This is a genomic window from Actinomadura sp. NEAU-AAG7, assembly GCF_018603865.1.
Taxonomy (GTDB): Bacteria; Actinomycetota; Actinomycetes; order Streptosporangiales; family Streptosporangiaceae; genus Spirillospora; species Spirillospora litoris.
In genome coordinates this window covers 632,225-648,691 of record NZ_JAHFZY010000005.1, presented here as the reverse complement: position 1 = coordinate 648,691, position 16,467 = coordinate 632,225, and the positions used below count along the sequence as shown (strand labels likewise).

Annotated in this window: 14 protein-coding genes; 11 read left to right on the top strand and 3 right to left on the bottom strand. The window is 77.1% G+C overall.

Annotated elements, in window-relative coordinates:
* Positions 1-75 precede the first annotated feature (75 nt).
* Positions 76-1,170 (top strand): S1 family peptidase, encoded by a 1,095-nt coding sequence (locus tag KLI87_RS25685; RefSeq protein WP_308166168.1) that lies wholly within the window; start codon positions 76-78, stop codon positions 1,168-1,170.
* Between the two features lie 123 nt (positions 1,171-1,293).
* Here KLI87_RS25685 and KLI87_RS25680 read toward each other — a convergent pair whose 3' ends face one another.
* Entirely contained in the window at positions 1,294-2,025 is a 732-nt protein-coding gene (locus tag KLI87_RS25680) for a thioesterase II family protein (RefSeq protein ID WP_214618998.1), read from the bottom strand.
* Positions 2,026-2,206: 181 nt separating this feature from the next.
* On the opposite strand from KLI87_RS25680, the gene sbnB reads away from it, so the two are divergent.
* The 5 genes from sbnB (at position 2,207) to KLI87_RS25655 (ending at position 6,617) form a co-directional block, all read left to right on the top strand.
* Positions 2,207-3,232, top strand: a complete 1,026-nt coding sequence (gene sbnB, locus KLI87_RS25675; protein ID WP_214618997.1) for a 2,3-diaminopropionate biosynthesis protein SbnB — start codon at positions 2,207-2,209, stop codon at positions 3,230-3,232.
* Between the two features lie 28 nt (positions 3,233-3,260).
* On the top strand, positions 3,261-3,503 hold the full coding sequence (locus KLI87_RS25670) for a hypothetical protein (protein WP_156215432.1): 243 nt from the start codon (positions 3,261-3,263) through the stop codon (positions 3,501-3,503).
* A gap of 41 nt (positions 3,504-3,544) precedes the next feature.
* A complete protein-coding gene (locus KLI87_RS25665) occupies positions 3,545-4,552 on the top strand; it encodes an ADP-ribosylglycohydrolase family protein (protein WP_250904202.1) in 1,008 nt (335 codons plus the stop codon).
* A 63-nt stretch (positions 4,553-4,615) separates the two neighbouring features.
* Positions 4,616-5,413, top strand: coding sequence for an alpha/beta fold hydrolase (locus tag KLI87_RS25660; protein WP_214618996.1), 798 nt, complete (start codon positions 4,616-4,618; stop codon positions 5,411-5,413).
* Between the two features lie 121 nt (positions 5,414-5,534).
* Complete coding sequence (locus KLI87_RS25655; protein ID WP_214618995.1) at positions 5,535-6,617, top strand: hypothetical protein; 1,083 nt, start codon at positions 5,535-5,537, stop codon at positions 6,615-6,617.
* On the opposite strand, the gene KLI87_RS25650 is transcribed toward KLI87_RS25655, so the two are convergent.
* A complete protein-coding gene (locus tag KLI87_RS25650; RefSeq protein WP_214618994.1) occupies positions 6,610-7,254 on the bottom strand; it encodes a class II aldolase/adducin family protein in 645 nt (214 codons plus the stop codon). The two genes, KLI87_RS25655 and KLI87_RS25650, sit on opposite strands and share 8 nt — an antisense overlap.
* 24 nt (positions 7,255-7,278) lie before the next feature.
* Positions 7,279-7,923 (bottom strand): ACT domain-containing protein, encoded by a 645-nt coding sequence (locus tag KLI87_RS25645; RefSeq protein ID WP_214618993.1) that lies wholly within the window; start codon positions 7,921-7,923, stop codon positions 7,279-7,281.
* 180 nt (positions 7,924-8,103) lie between these two features.
* On the opposite strand from KLI87_RS25645, the gene grpE reads away from it, so the two are divergent.
* Genes grpE through KLI87_RS25620 form a run of 5 tightly spaced genes read left to right on the top strand, consistent with a single transcriptional unit; the run spans position 8,104 to position 16,465 of the window.
* Entirely contained in the window at positions 8,104-8,820 is a 717-nt protein-coding gene (gene grpE / locus KLI87_RS25640) for a nucleotide exchange factor GrpE (protein WP_308166167.1), read from the top strand.
* Between the two features lie 11 nt (positions 8,821-8,831).
* Positions 8,832-10,415, top strand: coding sequence for an Hsp70 family protein (locus KLI87_RS25635; RefSeq protein WP_156215427.1), 1,584 nt, complete (start codon positions 8,832-8,834; stop codon positions 10,413-10,415).
* A 10-nt stretch (positions 10,416-10,425) separates the two neighbouring features.
* Positions 10,426-13,095 (top strand): hypothetical protein, encoded by a 2,670-nt coding sequence (locus KLI87_RS25630; protein WP_308166166.1) that lies wholly within the window; start codon positions 10,426-10,428, stop codon positions 13,093-13,095.
* Positions 13,092-14,357 carry a GTPase gene (locus KLI87_RS25625; RefSeq protein WP_242886066.1) on the top strand — a complete coding sequence of 422 codons (1,266 nt, stop codon included), beginning with the start codon at positions 13,092-13,094 and terminating at the stop codon, positions 14,355-14,357. The genes KLI87_RS25630 and KLI87_RS25625 overlap by 4 nt, the downstream gene beginning before the upstream one ends.
* Before the next feature lie 2 nt (positions 14,358-14,359).
* Positions 14,360-16,465 (top strand): hypothetical protein, encoded by a 2,106-nt coding sequence (locus tag KLI87_RS25620; protein ID WP_214618992.1) that lies wholly within the window; start codon positions 14,360-14,362, stop codon positions 16,463-16,465.
* Positions 16,466-16,467 lie beyond the last annotated feature (2 nt).

Here is a 16,467-nt window from a genome sequence, read left to right as displayed (position 1 = left end):
CCTTGGGGTCTCGGAGCATGTGCGGTGACCTCCGGCATACCAATCCGGGTGTGCCCGCTCCCCCCTGGAGGCTCAGTGAAGATCCGTCACGCTCGCATCAGCGGCGCGGCCGTCACGATGACGGCGACGGGAGTCATGGCGTCCGCCCTGGTCGCCGCCCCCACCGCGAACGCGGCCCCGCAGGCGCCGGCCGCACCGGCCGGCGCCGTCACGACAGCCCAGGCGGCGCAGGCCAGGACGGCCGCGACGCTGGCCCGGCGGCTCGGCTCCCGCAGCGCCGGCTCCTACATCGACGCCGCCACGCGGCAGCTCGTGGTCACGGTCACCGACGCGAGCGCGGCGCGGGCCGTCCGCGCGGCGGGCGCCCAGCCGAAGACCGTCGCGCGCAGCGGCGCGGACCTCAAGCGCGTCATGGCCGCGCTCAAGCGCGACGCGACCGTCCCGGGCACCGCGTGGGCCGCGGACCCGGCCAGTAACAAGGTCGTGCTGTCCATGGACTCCTCGGTCACCGGCGCCGGGCTCGCGAAGGTGCGCCGGGCCGTCGCCAAGCAGGGCGCCGCCGTCCGCACCGAGCGGGTCGCCGGGACGTTCCGCACGTTCACCCGGGGCGGCGAGGCCATCTGGACCAGCGGCGGGCGCTGCTCGCTCGGCTTCAACGTCAAGAAGGGGGGCGCGTACTACTTCCTCACCGCCGGGCACTGCACGAACATCGGCACGAGCTGGTACTCCGACCAGGGCAAGACCAGGCTGCTCGGCAACACCGAGAACGGCAGCTTCCCGGGCAACGACTACGGCATCGTGAAGTACTCCTCCACCCCGGAGGACACCCAGGGCTCGGTCAGCCTCTACAACGGCGGCAGCCAGGACATCACGAGCGCCGGGACCCCGACCGTCGGGCAGACCGTGCAGCGCAGCGGCAGCACCACGCAGGTGCACAGCGGCCAGGTCACCGGGCTCAACCAGACCGTGAACTACCGCGAGGGCAGCGTCACCGGCCTGATCAAGACGACGGTGTGCGCGGAGCCGGGCGACAGCGGCGGCTCGCTGTTCGCCGGGGCCACCGCGCTCGGGCTGACCTCGGGCGGCAGCGGCAACTGCTCCAGCGGCGGCACGACGTTCTTCCAGCCGGTCACCGAGCCGCTCCAGGTATACGGCGCCCAGGTGTACTGACGCTCCGGCCCCGCGACGGCCTTCCGGCCTGCGCGCCCGGGATCGGGCCCCTGGTCCCCCGCCTCGCCCGGCGGGGGCCCGGGGGCTCGCGCGCGTCCGGGCGGGGGTCGGCCCGCCAGGCCCTCAGCCCGCGACGCCCAGCGCCCGGTGGATCTCGGCGATCACGGCGGACTGGTGGGGGGTGAGGTAGAAGTGGCCGCCCTCCATCACCGTCATCGCGAAGGGCCCGTCGGTCAGCTCCGCCCACCGCCGCGCCTGCGCCGGGGTCACGTGCGGGTCGTCGTCCCCGACGATCACGGTGACCGGGACCTCCAGCCGCGTGCCCGGCAGGTGCGCGTAGTTCTCGACCAGCGCGAAGTCGTTGCGGACGTAGGGCAGCACCAGCTCGCGCAGCTCCGGGTCGGCCAGGATCTCGGCGTCGGTGCCGCCGAGCCGCGTCATCTCGGCGAGCACGCCCTCGTCGTCGCGGTCGGAGACGCGGTCATCGCCCCGGTCGTGCGGCGGCCGGGCGCCGGAGGCGAACAGGTGGACGGGCGCGCTCCCGCGCTCCTGGAGCAGCCGAGCGACCTCGTAGGCGACGACGGCGCCCATGCTGTGCCCGAACAGCGCGGCGGGCCGGTCGAGCAGCGGGGCCATCGCGCCCGCGACGAGCCGGGCCAGCTCGTGGGCATCGCCGACGAGGGGGTCGGCCAGCCGGTCGGCGCGCCCCGGGTACTGGACGGCGCGCACCTCCACCGAGGGGTCGGCCTCCTTCGTCCAGGACCGGTAGGACACCGCCGACCCGCCCGCGTGCGGCAGGCAGAACAGCCGCGTCGACGCCCAGGGCCGGGTCTCGGCGCAGCGGAACCAGGTCATGTGCTCGACTCCTCCTCCTCGTCCCGGCGGGGACGAGACGATCTCGGGCGGGGGCGCGGCGGCCCCGGGCGGGGCGGCCTCCGCCGCCACCCTAAGGCCCTGTCCCGGGGGGCGGGGCGGCGGTGCCCGGGGCACGGTTATCCTCGGCTCGAAGATCATCTCGACGGACGGGAGTTCCCCCATGACGCAGGCCCCCACATTCGCCGTGATCTCCGGAGCGCAGGTGCACGAGGTGATCGGCGGGCACGAGGAGCGGGTCACCCGGACCGTCGAGGCGGCCTACCGGCTGCACGGCGAGGGGCAGACCGTGAACCCCGACTCCTACTTCCTGCGCTTCCCGGACCGGCCGTCCGACCGGATCATCGCGCTGCCCGCGTCGGTCAAGGGCGAGATCGGCGTGCACGGCATCAAGTGGATCTCCAGCTTCCCCGGCAACGTCGCGGCGGGCATCCCGCGCGCGTCCGCCGTGCTGATCCTCAACGACGCCGAGACCGGCTACCCGTTCGCGTGCCTGGAGAGCTCGATCATCTCGGCCGCGCGGACCGCCGCGTCCGCCGCGCTGGCCGCGGTCACGCTCGCCGACCTGCGCGGCGAGCGCCCGCGCCGGGTCGGGTTCGTCGGCACCGGGCTGATCGCCCGCTACATCCACACCTACCTGGCGGGCAACGGGTTCGCGTTCGACGAGCTGGGCGTCCACGACCTGTCGGCCGAGCACGCCGAGGGGTTCAAGGGCTACCTGGAGGGCGCGGGGCCGGGCACCGTCACGATCCACGGGTCCGCGCACGACCTCGTCCGCGCGTCGGACCTCGTCGTGTTCGCGACCGTCGCGGGCGAGCCGCACGTCACCGACCCGGCGTGGTTCGCGCACAACCCGCTGGTCCTGCACGTCTCGCTGCGCGACCTGTCCCCCGAGATCATCCTGTCGGCGTGGAACGTGGTGGACGACGTGGAGCACTGCCTGAAGGCCGGCACGTCCCCGCACCTGGCCGAGCAGAAGACCGGCGGGCGGGACTTCGTGGCCGGGACGCTCTACGACGTCCTCACCGGCGCGATCGAGCCGCCCGCCGACCGGCCGATCGTGTTCTCGCCGTTCGGCCTCGGCGTCCTGGACCTCGCCGTGGCCCGCTACGTCTACGACGAGGTCGCCGCGTCCGGCGCGCTGAGCACGGTGCCGGGGTTCTTCCACGAGATGCGCCGCTACGGCTAGACCCGCGCCCAGTGGGCAGGCTGCGGTCATGGATGAGCGAGAGGGCAGGCGCGGGGACGTCCAGGAGCTGAGCGAGTTCGAGCTGGCCGTCTACGAGACGGTCGCGGAGATCGACAAGGGGGGCGGGGCGGCGGACTTCGACACGGTGAGCCGCCTCGTCGCGGCCCCCGAGGAGGAGCTGTGGGCGGCGCTCGGGCACCTCGTCGAGGTCAACCACCTCCACTCGACGCCGAAGGGCTACGTGCTCGGGCCGCACGACTGGGCCCCGTAGCCCCGGCTCGGCAAGGTCGGGGCCTACGGGACAATCCGCCCATGACGACGACACGGCGGGCCAGCGGGGCGATGTTCGGGCTGGCGTACGGGGACGCGCTCGGCGCGCCCACCGAGTTCCTCTCGATGGCGCAGATCGGGCAGCGGTTCGGCGGCCTCGGGCCCGAGCGCCCCGAGGGGGACCCGGCGCTCGTGACCGACGACACGCAGATGGCGATCGCGGTCGGCCTCGCCCTGCTGGACGCGCTGGCCGACCCGCCGCTCACCGCCGACCGGGTCGAGCCGCTGTGGCGGCGGCGGTTCGTCGAGTGGCTCGACAGCCCGGACAACACCAGGGCGCCGGGCAACACCTGCCTGACCGCGTGCCGCCGCCTCGCGGCGCCCGTGCCGTGGACGGAGGCGACCCAGCCCGGCTCCAAGGGCTGCGGCGCGAACATGCGGGTCGCGCCGGTCGGGCTGGCCCCGGGGCTGACCGACGAGACGCGCGCCGCCGCGTCGCAGCTCCAGGCGGCGATGACGCACGGGCACCCGACCGGGCTCGCGGCGAGCGAGCTGACCGCGTTCGCCGTCCGGTGGCTGGCGGACGGCCTGGCGCCCGCCGACCTGCCGGGCGCGCTCCGCGACCGCTGCCACGAGCAGCGCACGACCTATCACGGGGACTGGCTCGGGGACCTGTGGCGCGCCTCCGGCTCGGGCGACCCGTGGCGGTTCGTCTCGCGCGGCTGGGAGGAGTGCCTCGGCGCGGTCGACCGGCTGGAGGAGGCGCTCGCCCGTCCCGACCGCGCGGCCGACCCGTGCGAGGCGACCGGGGCGGGCTGGGTCGCCGAGGAGGCCCTCGCCACGGGCCTGCTGTGCTTCCTGCTCTTCCCCGACGAGCCCGTCGCGGCGATCAGGCGCGGCGCCGCCAGCTCCGGGGACTCCGACTCCATCGCGTGCCTGGCGGGCGCCTTCGCGGGCGCGCACCTCGGCATGGACGCCTGGCCCGCCGAGTGGGCCGCGCGCATCGAGTACGCCGGCGACCTCGCCCGGATCGGGGGCGCCTGGGACTGAGATTTGACGTCACATAGCTCTATGGCTAATCTTCTTAGCCATAGAGCTACGAAGGAGCATGCGATGACCCACTACCTGGAGCTTCCCGGCGGCCGCCTCGCCTACGACGACGAGGGGGACGGCCCGCTCGTCGTGTGCCTGCCGTCGATGCTCGACCTCCGCTCGCAGTACCGGTTCCTGACCCCGCTGCTGGTGGCGGCCGGGTACCGGGTCGTCACGCTCGACCAGCGCGGCATGGGCGACAGCGACGCCGCCTGGCCCGAGTACGGCAGCACGCCCCTCGCCCACGACCTCATGGCCCTGCTGCGGCACCTGGACGCCGGGCCCGCGCTCGTGCACGGCTGCTCGAACGGCGCGGGGGCGGCGGTCTACGCGGCGGCGGAGGCGCCCGAGCTGATCAGCGGGGTCGTCCTGTCGGCGCCGTTCGTCCGGGACGGCGAGGCCGGGCTCGCGCAGAAGCTCACGCAGGCGCTCCTGCGCGTGCCGGGGCTGGCGCGCCCGCTCTACATGTCCTACTACCCGAAGTGGGAGCCGAAGCCGCCCGCCGACTTCGCCGAGCACAGGGCGCGGCTGGACGCGAGCTTCCGCCGCCCCGGCCGCGCCAAGGTCATCGGCGCCTACATGGGCATGTCGCACGCCGAGGCCGAGGCCCGCCTCGACCGCGTCGCCGTGCCCGCGCTGGTCATCATGGGGACGGGCGACATCGACTGGCCCGACCCGATCGCCGAGGCCGAGTGGGTCGCCGGGCGGCTGGGCGCCGAGGTCGTGCTCCTGGACGGCGCCGGGCACCACCCCCACGTCGAGTTCCCCGAGCGCGTCGCCGACGCCGTCACCGCCTTCGCCGGCTCCCTCCCCCGCTGAGCGCGCCCTCCGCCGCGTCCCTCCCCCGCACGGGCTAGGCGGATCAGCCCTCGGCGGGAGGCCCGTCGCCCCGCCCGCCGCGAGAGTGGTCGGCAGCGGAGCCGAGGCGAGGGAGGACGATGTGGGCGTCGCATACGCCGCGTCCGGGCGGGGCGCGACCGGGCGGTGGCCGCGGTGGGCCGGGTACGCGGCCGGGGCGTGGACGCTGCCCGCCGTCGGGCTCGCCCTGTACTGGGCGGCCGGCGGGGACACCGGCTACGTGCTGCGGGACGCGCGGATCGGCCCGGCGCTGGCCTTGCCGGTGGCCGCGCTGCTGCTGGTCGGCGGGATCATGGGGGTGTCGAGCGTGCGGCGCGTCGGCCGGCAGATGCCGCGCTGGTGGCCGCGCGCCGGGCTCTGGGCGGCCTGCGCGCTGACCGGCGCCGGCACGTTCGGGTTCGTCATGAACGCCCTGCAGCTCGTGTTCACCGGCACGGTCGACGACTGGCCCGTGTTCGGCGTCGAGGCGCTGTCGGCCACCGGTGCCGCGCTGTACGCGGCGGCGGCCCTGGCGTTCCAGCGCGCGGCCGCGGGGGCCTGCGCGCGGTGCGGCGGGACCCACCCGGCGGCCGGCGCGGCGGGGGTCGCGGGGAGGGGCGCGGCGGCGCCCCTCCCGGCACCTCGCGCGGTGCGGCGCGCGGCGTACGCGGGGGCGCTCGCGTTCGTCCCGTACATGGCGATGAAGACGACGTGGGCGCTCGGCGGGACGTTCGCGGGCGTGTCCGGCGCGGAGATGGTCGCCGAGTTCGAGCGGAACGGCGCGTCCGGGCTCGTGCTGGCACTGGAGCGGTACGGCGTGGACTTCACCACGCTGTCGGCGCTGCTCGGCGTCTTCCTGCTCCTCGGCCTCACCCACCGGTGGGGGCAGGTGTTCCCCCGGTGGGCGCCGCCGCTCACCGGGCGGCGCGTGCCGCGCTGGCTGCCGCTGGTCCCCGCGTGGCTCGGCGCCCTCACGCTCGGCCCCTACGGCGTCGCCGCGACGCTGCTCTACCTGCTGCCGTCCGCCGCGGGCCTCACCGACCTCCCGGACAAGGAGCCGCTGGCGGGATGGGCGGGCTGGACGGTCGCGGCATGCGGGATCGGCGCGTTCGCGGTCTACGGCACGGCACTGGGCGTCGCGGCGTGGTCGTACCAGCGCCGGACGCGTCCGGTCTGCCTCAGCTAGGGCCGTACCCCCTGGGCCGGTGCCCGCGCTCGGCGGCCCGCGCCAGCTCCTCCCCGCTGAGGACGCGCGGGTCGCCGACCGCTTTCGCCCGGACGTACACCTCGCACAGCCACTCCAGCAGCCGCGCGTTCTCGAACGCCTCGTCCAGGTCGCCGCCGACCGCGACGCCGCCGTGGTTGGCCAGCAGCGCGGCGCGCATCCCCCCGGACATGGCCTTTTCGACGTTCGCCGCCAGCTCCGCCGTCCCGTAGGTGGCATAGGGCGCGACCTGGACCACCCCGCCCAGCAGCAGCGTGTTGTAGTGGACCGGCGGCAGCTCGGTCAGCGTCGAGGCGACCGCCACGCCGTGGGTCGAGTGCGTGTGCACGACCGCCGACGCCGGGGACGCCCCGTACAGCGCGAGGTGCAGGGGCGTCTCGGACGAGGGCTCCAGCCGCCCGTCCACCCGCCGGCCGCGCACGTCCACGACCGGGCAGTCCGCCGGCTCCAGCCGGTCGAGCCGCATCCCGCCGGGCGTGACCGCGACCAGCCCGCCCGCGCGGACGCTCGCGTTGCCGGACGAGCCCAGCACCAGCCCCGCCTCCACCATCCCGCGGCCCGTGCCGCACAGCGCGGCCCGCTCGGCCTCCAGGAGCATCGCCGAACCCCTCCCCTCCCGCCGCTAGGGCGCGAGCGGCAGACCGGCCGCCAGCACCGCGCCCGCCGCGCCCGCGAGCTGCTCCAGGCGCAGCACCTCGGTCCGGTGGAACGGGGGCGCGCCAGCCCGCGACACCACCAGTGTCACCCCTCCCTCCGACAGCGGGCACAGCGCGAACTGCGCGCCGTCCGGCGCGGTGAACGAGCGCGGCCGCACCGGCGCCAGCGCGGGCAGCTCCGCGGGAGCGGGGTCGGCCCCGCCGACGCTGGCGTACACCAGCGCCGCCGCGCCGCCGGCGCCGACCTCCGCGAGGCCCGCCCAGTCGGCGCTCAGGACGGCCGGGACCGCGTCGGCGAGGATCTCCGCGCCGCGCTCGGGGACGGCCGCGACCTGCCCGATCACGGCGGCGTCGGGGAAGGCCCCCTGCGGCTCGCCGGTCGGCCAGACGCCGAGCACCTCCACGCCCGGCACCGAGGCCAGGCCGTCGTGGAGCCGCCCGGTCTCCGCGCCGGCGGGCCAGCAGACCGTGAAGTCGTCCAGCGCCCGCCCGTCGCCGCGTTCGAGCACGGCCATCTGCGCCACGTCGGCGCCCGCCGCGCCGAGCGTGCGCGCGACCCGTCCGAGCGAGCCGGGCCGGTCCGGCAGGCGGACACGAATCCGCAGCAACATCGCCACCTCCTGAATCCGGGACCCCTCCAGGGTCCGCGACACGCGTTTCAGTGGTGTTACCCATGTTTCCGGCACGGAGAAGCCGGTGCTGGATCGGCGGGGCCGGGTCAAACTAGAGTCCGTTGAAGGTCAACCGCGGATCTATCGCCGCACGCCACCTCACGATTAAGGTAACTGCACGTGTCGACGGACGGGGAACGCCCGCTCAACGACGGCTCCGGGGCGCGGGTCGCGGAGGCGCTCGCCGCGCTGTCGGCCCGGCTCGACCGCGAGCACGAGCGCGCCGCGCACCGGGAGGCCGTCATCGACCGGCTGCACGAGGAGAACCAGCGGCTCCGCCGCGGCGAGCTGCAGGCGATGCTGGAGCCCGTCCGCGCCGCGCTGTACCGGCTGCACGACCAGGCGCGCCGCGAGTCGCTGCGGCTCTCGGAGCCCGGCCGCGACGACCCGCCCGACCCCGCGCGGACCGCGCAGCTGCTGGCGGCGGTCGCCGACGACGTCGCCGACGCGCTCGCCCGGCTCGGCGTGGAGCGGTACACCGTCGAGCCCGGCGCCCCCTACGACCCGTCCCGGCATCGGCCGGTGGCGGTCACCTCCGTCGCGGAGCCCGCCCGGGACGGCACCGTGGTGACCGTCCAGTCCGACGGGTTCGAGCAGGGCGGCGCGATCCTGCGCAAGGCGGCGGTGTGCGTCGGCAGGGTCGACCCCGCCGCCGCCGGCGCCACGCCCGGCGCCACGCCCGGCGCCACGCCCGGCGCCACGGCACCCGCCACGGCACCCGTCAGGGCCGGACGCGACATGACCGAGCCGAACAAGACCGGGTCAAGTCGCCCCCGCGCGGCGGGGCGCGGCGCGACGATGAGCACCGAACGCAACACCGGACTCGGCACCGATTAGGTGAGAGGGACATGGCTGTCTACGGGATCGACCTCGGAACCACGTACTCGTGCATCGCCTCCATCGACGAGGTGGGGCGGCCGGCGGTGCTGCGCAACCTGGAGGGCACCGACACCACGCCGTCGGTGGTGTACTTCGAAAGCGGCGACAACGTCGTCGTCGGCGCCGCCGCGAAGGACACCGCCGTCCTGGAGCCCGACAACGTCGTCAGCCTGATCAAACGCGACATGGGCCGGGACGTGACCCGCCCGCTGCACGGGATCGACTTCGCGCCCGAGGAGCTGTCGGCGTTCATCCTGCTGAAGCTCGCCACCGACGCGCGCACCTCGACCGGCGAGGAGACCCGCGACGTCGTCATCACCGTCCCGGCCTACTTCGGCGCGGCCGAGCGGGACGCGACCCGCAAGGCCGGGCGGATCGCCGGGCTGAACGTCATCGACATCGTGTCCGAGCCGATCGCCGCCGCGATCACCTACGGCGTGCTCAACCCCGAGGCGGACCGGACGATCCTCGTCTACGACCTCGGCGGCGGGACGTTCGACACGACGGTCATCGCGCTGCGCGGCGGCCACATCGAGGTGGTGTGCACCGACGGCGACCACGAGCTCGGCGGCGCCGACTGGGACGCGCGGGTCGTGGAGCACCTCGCCGAGCGCTTCCGCGCCGAGCACCCGGACGCCGGCGACCCGCTGGACGACAAGGCCACCGAGCAGCAGCTCCGCCGGGACGCCGAGGACGCCAAGAAGGCCCTCACCACCCGCACCTCGCACACGGTGCGGGTGATGCACGGCGGGCGGGTCGCGGCGGTCGAGGTGAGCCGCGAGAAGCTGGAGGAGCTGACCAAGGACCTGCTGGACCGCACCGTCGAGATCACCGGCCGGACCCTCGCGACCGCCGCCGACAAGGGCGTGGACGACTACGACGACCTCGTCCTCGTGGGCGGCTCGACGAAGATGCCGGTGGTCGCGGCGCGGCTGGAGACCGAGCTGGGCCTGGCGCCGCGCCTCCAGGACCCCGACCTCGCCGTCGCGAAGGGCGCCGCGCTCTACGCCTTCGAGGAGACCTACCGGCGGCTCGTCCGGGAGGGCGCCGCCGAGCGCGCCGAGGAGATGGCGAGCCGGGCGGGGCTGTCGGCCGAGCAGCGCGAGCAGATCGCGGGGCGGCGGATCCGGACGGTCGCCTCGCACGCGTTCGGGATCGTGGTCGTCGACCGCGAGAGCGGCGCCGAGCACGTGGCGCACCTCGTGCACGCCAACGACGAGCTGCCCGCCGCCAAGACCGAGGACTTCTTCACCGTCTACGACGACCAGGCGTCCGCCGACATCCGGGTGATGGAGCAGGCGGGCAGCGTCGAGTCGGTCGAGCTGGTCGACAACACCGAGATCGCGACCGGGGAGATCCGCGTCCCGCCGGGCAAGCGGGCGGGCTGGCCGATCGGGGTGACGTTCGCGCTGGACGCCTCCGGCCTGCTGAACGTCACGGCGGTGGAGAAGGAGACCGGCGAGCGGCTGGAGCTGAAGGTGGACGTCGGCGGCATGTCCGAGGAGGAGGTCGAGCGGTCCCGCAAGGCCCTCTCCCAGGTGCGGGTGAGCTGAGGGGGCGCCCGTGCCGTCCGACAGGGTGCCGTCCGACAGGGTGCCGTCCGACAGGGTGCCGCCCGACAGGGTGCCGTCCGGCGACGAGCCGTTCGACGAGCGCTACCGGCGGGAGGTGCTGGAGCCCGCGCGGGAGGCCGGTGACCGGCCCCCCGACGACCTGCGGGCCCGGTACGCGCTCGCCGAGCCGCTGGCGGCGGACGCGGTCGCCGCGCGGGTGCGCGAGGTGCGGCGGTGCTGGCGGCGCTCGCGCGGGCAGCTGAAGTACCGCAGGCTGATCGACCGGCTGGAGGCCGAGCACCGGGAGCTGGCGCCGCTGTTCGCCGCCGCCGAGCGCGGCGACCCGCGCCCGCTGGCCGACCGGCTGCGCGGCGCGGCCGAGCGCGACGCGCGGCGCGGCCGCGAGGCCCGCGCCCGGCTGGCCGACGCCGCCGGGACGCTGCGGATGGTCGCGCCCGCCGAGATCGAGGCCATCGCCCGGACGGGCGGCGTGCCGCGCACCGAACTGGAGGGCGCGGCGCGCGTGGCGGGCATCGCGGTCCGCGAGCCCGACGCGCTGCCCTCCGCCGCGCCCTACCCCGCCTACCGGAAGGTGCGGGAGTCGCTGGACGTCCTCGGCAAGCGGCACCTGCCCGACTTCCTGTTCGGAGAGCGGCTGGCGGGCCCGATCCGGGTCCTGGACGGCTTCGCCGGGGCGCCGGGCCTGCGCCTCGACCAGGACGCGGTGCGCGCGGCGGGCGAGGCGTGGGCGCGCCGCAGCCGCGACACCAGCACCGCCCACGCGGGCACCGTGCTGGCCGCGCTGCGGTCGGACGCGCCGCTGCACGGCCTCGTGCTGTACGACGTGGCCGACCGGCTGCGGGAGCGGCTGCGGCAGCGCGCGTCCGAGGGGGCGCTGCTCCGGTACGCCACCGCCGACCTCGGCGTCGAGGCGGAGGACGCGCGGCGGCTGGTGTTCGCCGTGCTCCGCGAGACGGGCCGGGACGGCGGCCTCGCGGGACGGCTGCGCGCCCTGCTGGACGCGGGCGAGGTGTTCGCGGCGGCGGAGCTGGCCGACGCCCGCGCCCCCGAGGGCGAGGCCCCCGACGACGAGACGGAGGTGCTGGCCGCCGAGGCCCGGTACCGGCTCGACACCGCGCTGCGGCTGCGCGAGACCGCCGTCGCCGAGCCCGACGCCGACCGCGCGTGGCTGCTGCTCGCCGACGCGCTGCGGCTCGTCGGCGACCTGCCCGGCGCGGCGGAGCACCGGCGGCGGCTGCCGCCGCTCCCGGTCCCGGCCGCGCGGGTGGACGTGGACGGCGCCGCCGTGCGGGTGTCGTGGGAGCCGTCGCCGTCCACGGCGGGCGAGGTGGGCTACCAGGTCGTCCGGCGGGCGGGCCGGGCGCCGCGCGACGCGCGGGACGGGGAGCCGCTCACCGGGCCGCGCGACGCCGCTCCGCCGGTGAACGTCCCGCTGTACTACGGGGTCCTCGCGGTGCGCGGCGAGGCGGCGGCGGCGCCCGCGGTGGCCGGGCCGGTCGTCGTGCGGCCCGAGCCGGGCGAGGTCGAGCTGCTGGCGGGCGACGGCCAGGTGACGGGCCGGTGGCGGTGCCCGGCGGAGGCGGCGCGGGTCGTCGTGGTCCGGGAGGGGCGCGCCGTGCCCGGCGGCCGCGACGGGTTCCGCGAGCACGTCCCCAACGGCCGCACCCACCACTACCTGGTCAGCGCCGTCTACCTGGACGCGTCCGGCCGCGAGGTCGTGACGCCGGGGGTGCGGGCGTCGGTGACGCCGAGCGCGCCGCCCGGGCCGGTGTACGAGCTGGAGGTGGAGCCCGACGCGTCCGACCCGGGCCTGCTGCGGGTGCGGTTCGACCCGCCCGCGCACGGCAGGGCCGAGCTGGTGCTGGCGGCCGCGCCGCCGCCGTGGCCGCGCAGCGCGCTGGTCCCGGTGGAGGAGGTCAGGCGCGCGACGCGGCGGCTGGCGTGCGCGCCCGCCGCCGGGGGGCTGGAGGTGCGGCCGGGGTCGGGCGGCTGGCTGCTCGCGGTGACGGTGGCCGAGGGCACCGCCGCGATCGGCGCCTGCCACCGGCACGTGAACCTGCCGCCGCCGCGCCGGCTGGTCGCCGAGCGGCGCGGCGCCCACGTCCACGTCGGGTTCGACTGGCCGCCCGACGTCGCGGAGGTCGAGGTCGGCGTCGCCGCCGTCGACCGCACGGGGTCCGGGCCCGGCGGGGCGGACCGCGCGGTCGTGACGCGCGCCTCCTACGACACGCAGGGCGGGATCAGGCTGCCCGTGCCCGAGGACGAGCCGGTGGAGGTGTCGGTCGCGGCGTCCGGGACCGTCGGCGGCTCCCGGGTGGTCGGCCCGGCGGTCGCCGCGCGGGTGGAGGCGCGGACGGTCGTCCGCTACGACGTGCGGCGGTCGGGGCCGCCGTGGCGGCGGTCGCTGACGATCCGGCTGACCTCGCCGCGCCCGCTGCGGGTGGCTCGGCTGGCGCTGGTGCTGCGCGCCGGGCGGGTGATGCCGCACCGCGCGGCCGACGGCGAGACGCTCGGCGCGTGGGAGCAGGTGCCCGTGCCCGGCGAGCTGTCGCTGCCCGCCCCGGCGGCGTCCGGCCCGTACTGGCTGCGCTGCTTCGCCGAGGACGACGTCGTCGAGCTGAGCGACCCGCCCGTCCGCACCCTCCAGGTCGCGCGATGACCGGCCCGCTCGCCCGTCCCCGGCTGCCCCGCGTCGGGCTGCCGCGGGTCGGGCTGCCGGGCGCCCCGTCCCGGCCGGGGATCACCTGCCCGTACTGCTTCGCGGCGGTGCCGCCGCAGCGGGTGCTGTTCCGGTGCCGGGGGCAGGCCGGGCGGACGCGGGGGTGCGCGCCCGTCCTGGACGAGCGGCTCGCGGCCTACACCGGCTCGACCGCCGGGGCGTCGCTGCCGCCGGTGTTCGCCGCGCCCGGCCGCGGCGGGCGCGCCGACTGCCCCGACTGCGGCCGGCCGACCGGCAACCGGGCCTGCCCCGAGTGCCACAACCCGCTCCCGGCCGCCTACTGCGACTCCCCCGGCCGGATCGTCGCGCTCGTCGGCGCGAAGAACGCGGGCAAGAGCACCTACATCGCCGTGCTGCTGCACGAGCTGATGAACCGGGTCGGCACCGAGCTGGACGCCTCGCTCGTGGCCTGCGACGACCGCACGATCGAGCGGTACAAGCGCGACTTCGCCCGCCCGCTGCTGGAGGAGCGCAGGCTGCTGCCGACGACGGCCAGCGCGGCGACGGGCCCGCGCGAGCCGCTCGTCTACCTCCTCACCCGGACGCGCAGGGGCCGCTTCTCCCGCGCGCGCAACGAGTCGCTGGCGCTGGTGCTGTTCGACACGGCGGGCGAGGACCTGCGCAGCCGCGAGGCCACCGACCTGCACCTGCGCTACCTGGAGGCGGCGGACGCGGTCATCTTCCTCGTCGACCCGCTGGAGCTGCCCGGCGCCCGGACGGGCCTGGCCGACGTCCCGGTCCCCCGGGGCGCGGGCGAGGACCCCGGCAGCGAGCCGCTGAACGTCATCGCGCGGGTCACCGAGACGCTCCGGCAGCGGCACGGCGCCCGTCCCGGCGAGCCGCTGCCGGTGCCGGTCGCGGTCGCGCTGACCAAGATCGACGTGCTGCGGCCCGCGCCGCTGCGGCAGTCGGCGCTGCACCGCACCCGCGCGGGCTCGGGCGTCCTCGACCTCGACGACAGGGAGGCGGTGGACGCGCAGGTCCGCGCGCTGCTGCACGACTGGGGGGCGGGCCAGCTCGACACCTACCTCGGCCAGCAGTACGCCGAGCACGCGCTGTTCGGGCTGTCGGCGCTCGGCGGCGTCCCCGAGGCGGGGCGGGTCGGCGCGGGCGGCGTCCGGCCGCACCGCGCCGAGGACCCGCTGCTGTGGCTGCTGCACCGGTTCGGGATGCTCGACGGGGCCCGCCCCGGAGGGGCGTGACGGTGGCCTGGCAGCTGCACTACACCTCGGCCCGGCATGGCCCCACCGGCCGGGCGGGGTTCCAGTTCGTCGCCGAGACGCCGGGCCTGCCCGACGGGGTGCGGGCGGGGGTGACGCCGTACCTGTCCTACCGTCCGCCGCCGGACGCGCCGCTCTCGCCGGACGAGGCGGAGCTGGCGGAGTTCCCCGTCTCGCTCCTCTACGACACCGTCGGCGGCAGGCCGCTGCTGCTGCGCAGCCGCTACCTCGGCCGCGACTACTCCGGCCGCTACGGCAACTTCTTCGCCCACGCGGTCGTGGCCGAGCCCGGCGAGCTGGAGGGGCTGCGCCCCGCCGAGCTGTGGCGCGCCCCGCTGTGGACGCACGGCCCGGCCGACGACCCGGCGCTGGAGGAGCTGGACGAGCTGACCCCCGGCGCCGCCCTCGACCCCGAGGCGCTCGCCGCCTGGCTCGCCGCCCCCGGCTCGGACGCCCCCTACGCGACGCTCGCGGGACTGGTCGACGCGGTCTCCTCGGTGCTCGCGCGGGGCCACGGGCGCGTCGTGCTGGTCGCGGGCGACGTGGAGGTCGTCGCCCGGTGGATCGCGGTCGTCTCCTACTCGCTGCCGGTCGCGGCGGCGGCGCGGCTGTCGTTCGTGACCTACACCGCCGACCCGGAGGGCGCCGCGCAGCGCCTCGTCGGCACGACCCCGGGCGTGTGGGCCGCCGTCCGGCACCGCACCTCGCACGCGTTCGCCGTCGACCTCGGCGAGGGCGCGCCGCCGGAGGCCCCGCGCGGGCCGTCCCGGTTCGCCCGGACGGTCGCGGCCTGCTGGCGCGCGGCCGACTTCGCCGGCCTGGACGCCCTCGCCGAGCTGGCGCGCCCCGACACCGCCGCGCTGGACGGCGCGGCCGTGCTGCTCGCGCTGTGCCGGGGCGAGGCGGCGGTGACGGCGGAGGAGGAGCGGGCGGCGGCGGAGCTGGTCTCCCGCCGGGACGCGCTCCCCGACTGGGTGTGGCGGGAGCTGGCGTCCGGCGCCCGGTCCATGGGCCTGGAGCTGGCGCTGGCCGTGCACCGGCGGGCCGGGGCCGGTCGGGGCTTCGCGGACGCGCTGGCCGTCGCGGCGACGCGGGCGGCGCTGGCCCGGCCGGGCGCCGCCGATCTGCCCGCCGTCCACGCGGCGTGCCCGGCGGAGGTCCGGGACGCGCTGCTGGACGGCGTGGTCGCCGGGCTCACCGGGCACGGGCACCGGGACCTCGACCCGGCCGCCTGCGACCTGCTGTACGCGAGCGCCGAGCGGCTGCGCGGGCACCCGGACGTCGCGGTGGCGGTGCTGGCGTCGGCGGGACGGCGCCGCCCGGCGACCCGCGTCGCGGTCACCGGCGAGCTGCTGGGCCTCGCCGAGGAGGCCGAAGGGGTCGGGGCGGCGCTGGGCGAGGTGTGGACGGACCCGCCGTCGGCGCTGGAGTGCGTCGAGCTGCTGGAGGCCCACCCCGCCGGGATGGCCGCGCACCCGGCGCTGGCGGAGCTGCCGTCGCGGGCGTTCGCGCGGCAGGGCGAGACGTTCGCGGACGCGATGACGCTGCGGCTCGCGGCGCGGGTCCTGGCGGTCCTGCCGGACGGGCGGGCCGCGCGCGACGCGGAGGCCGTCCGGGCGCACGCCGACGCGGTCACCGCCGAGCAGCCGAGGGAGGCCGCGCGGGCGCTGGACGAGCTGGCCGGCTCGGGCGCCGGGCCCGACCTCGCCGACGCGGCGTTCACCGCCGCCGCGCGGCTGCTGTGCCGGAGGCCGCCGCGGTTCCGCGCCGCGCTGCTGGCCGCCGCGTCCACGCCCGTGCGGGCGCGGCTCGGCGGGCGGTGGACGGCGGAGCTGCCCGCCCGCGCCCGCGCGGGCCGCGCCCCGCTGCGCGGCGCGGAGATCGGGGAGCGCAACGACCTGGTCGAGGTGGTGCTGCGGCTGCGGACGCGGGGCGTCACCGAGCCCGCGCTGGAGACGTGGGCGCGCGCGGCGGCCGGACGGTGGCTCGCGGCGCGCCAGCTCGACGCGCACCTGTCCGGCGAGCCGCGGCTGCGCGCGGCGCTGAAGGACCTCCTCGCCGAGGCCGGTTCGCGCTTCAGGGGGCGGTGAGG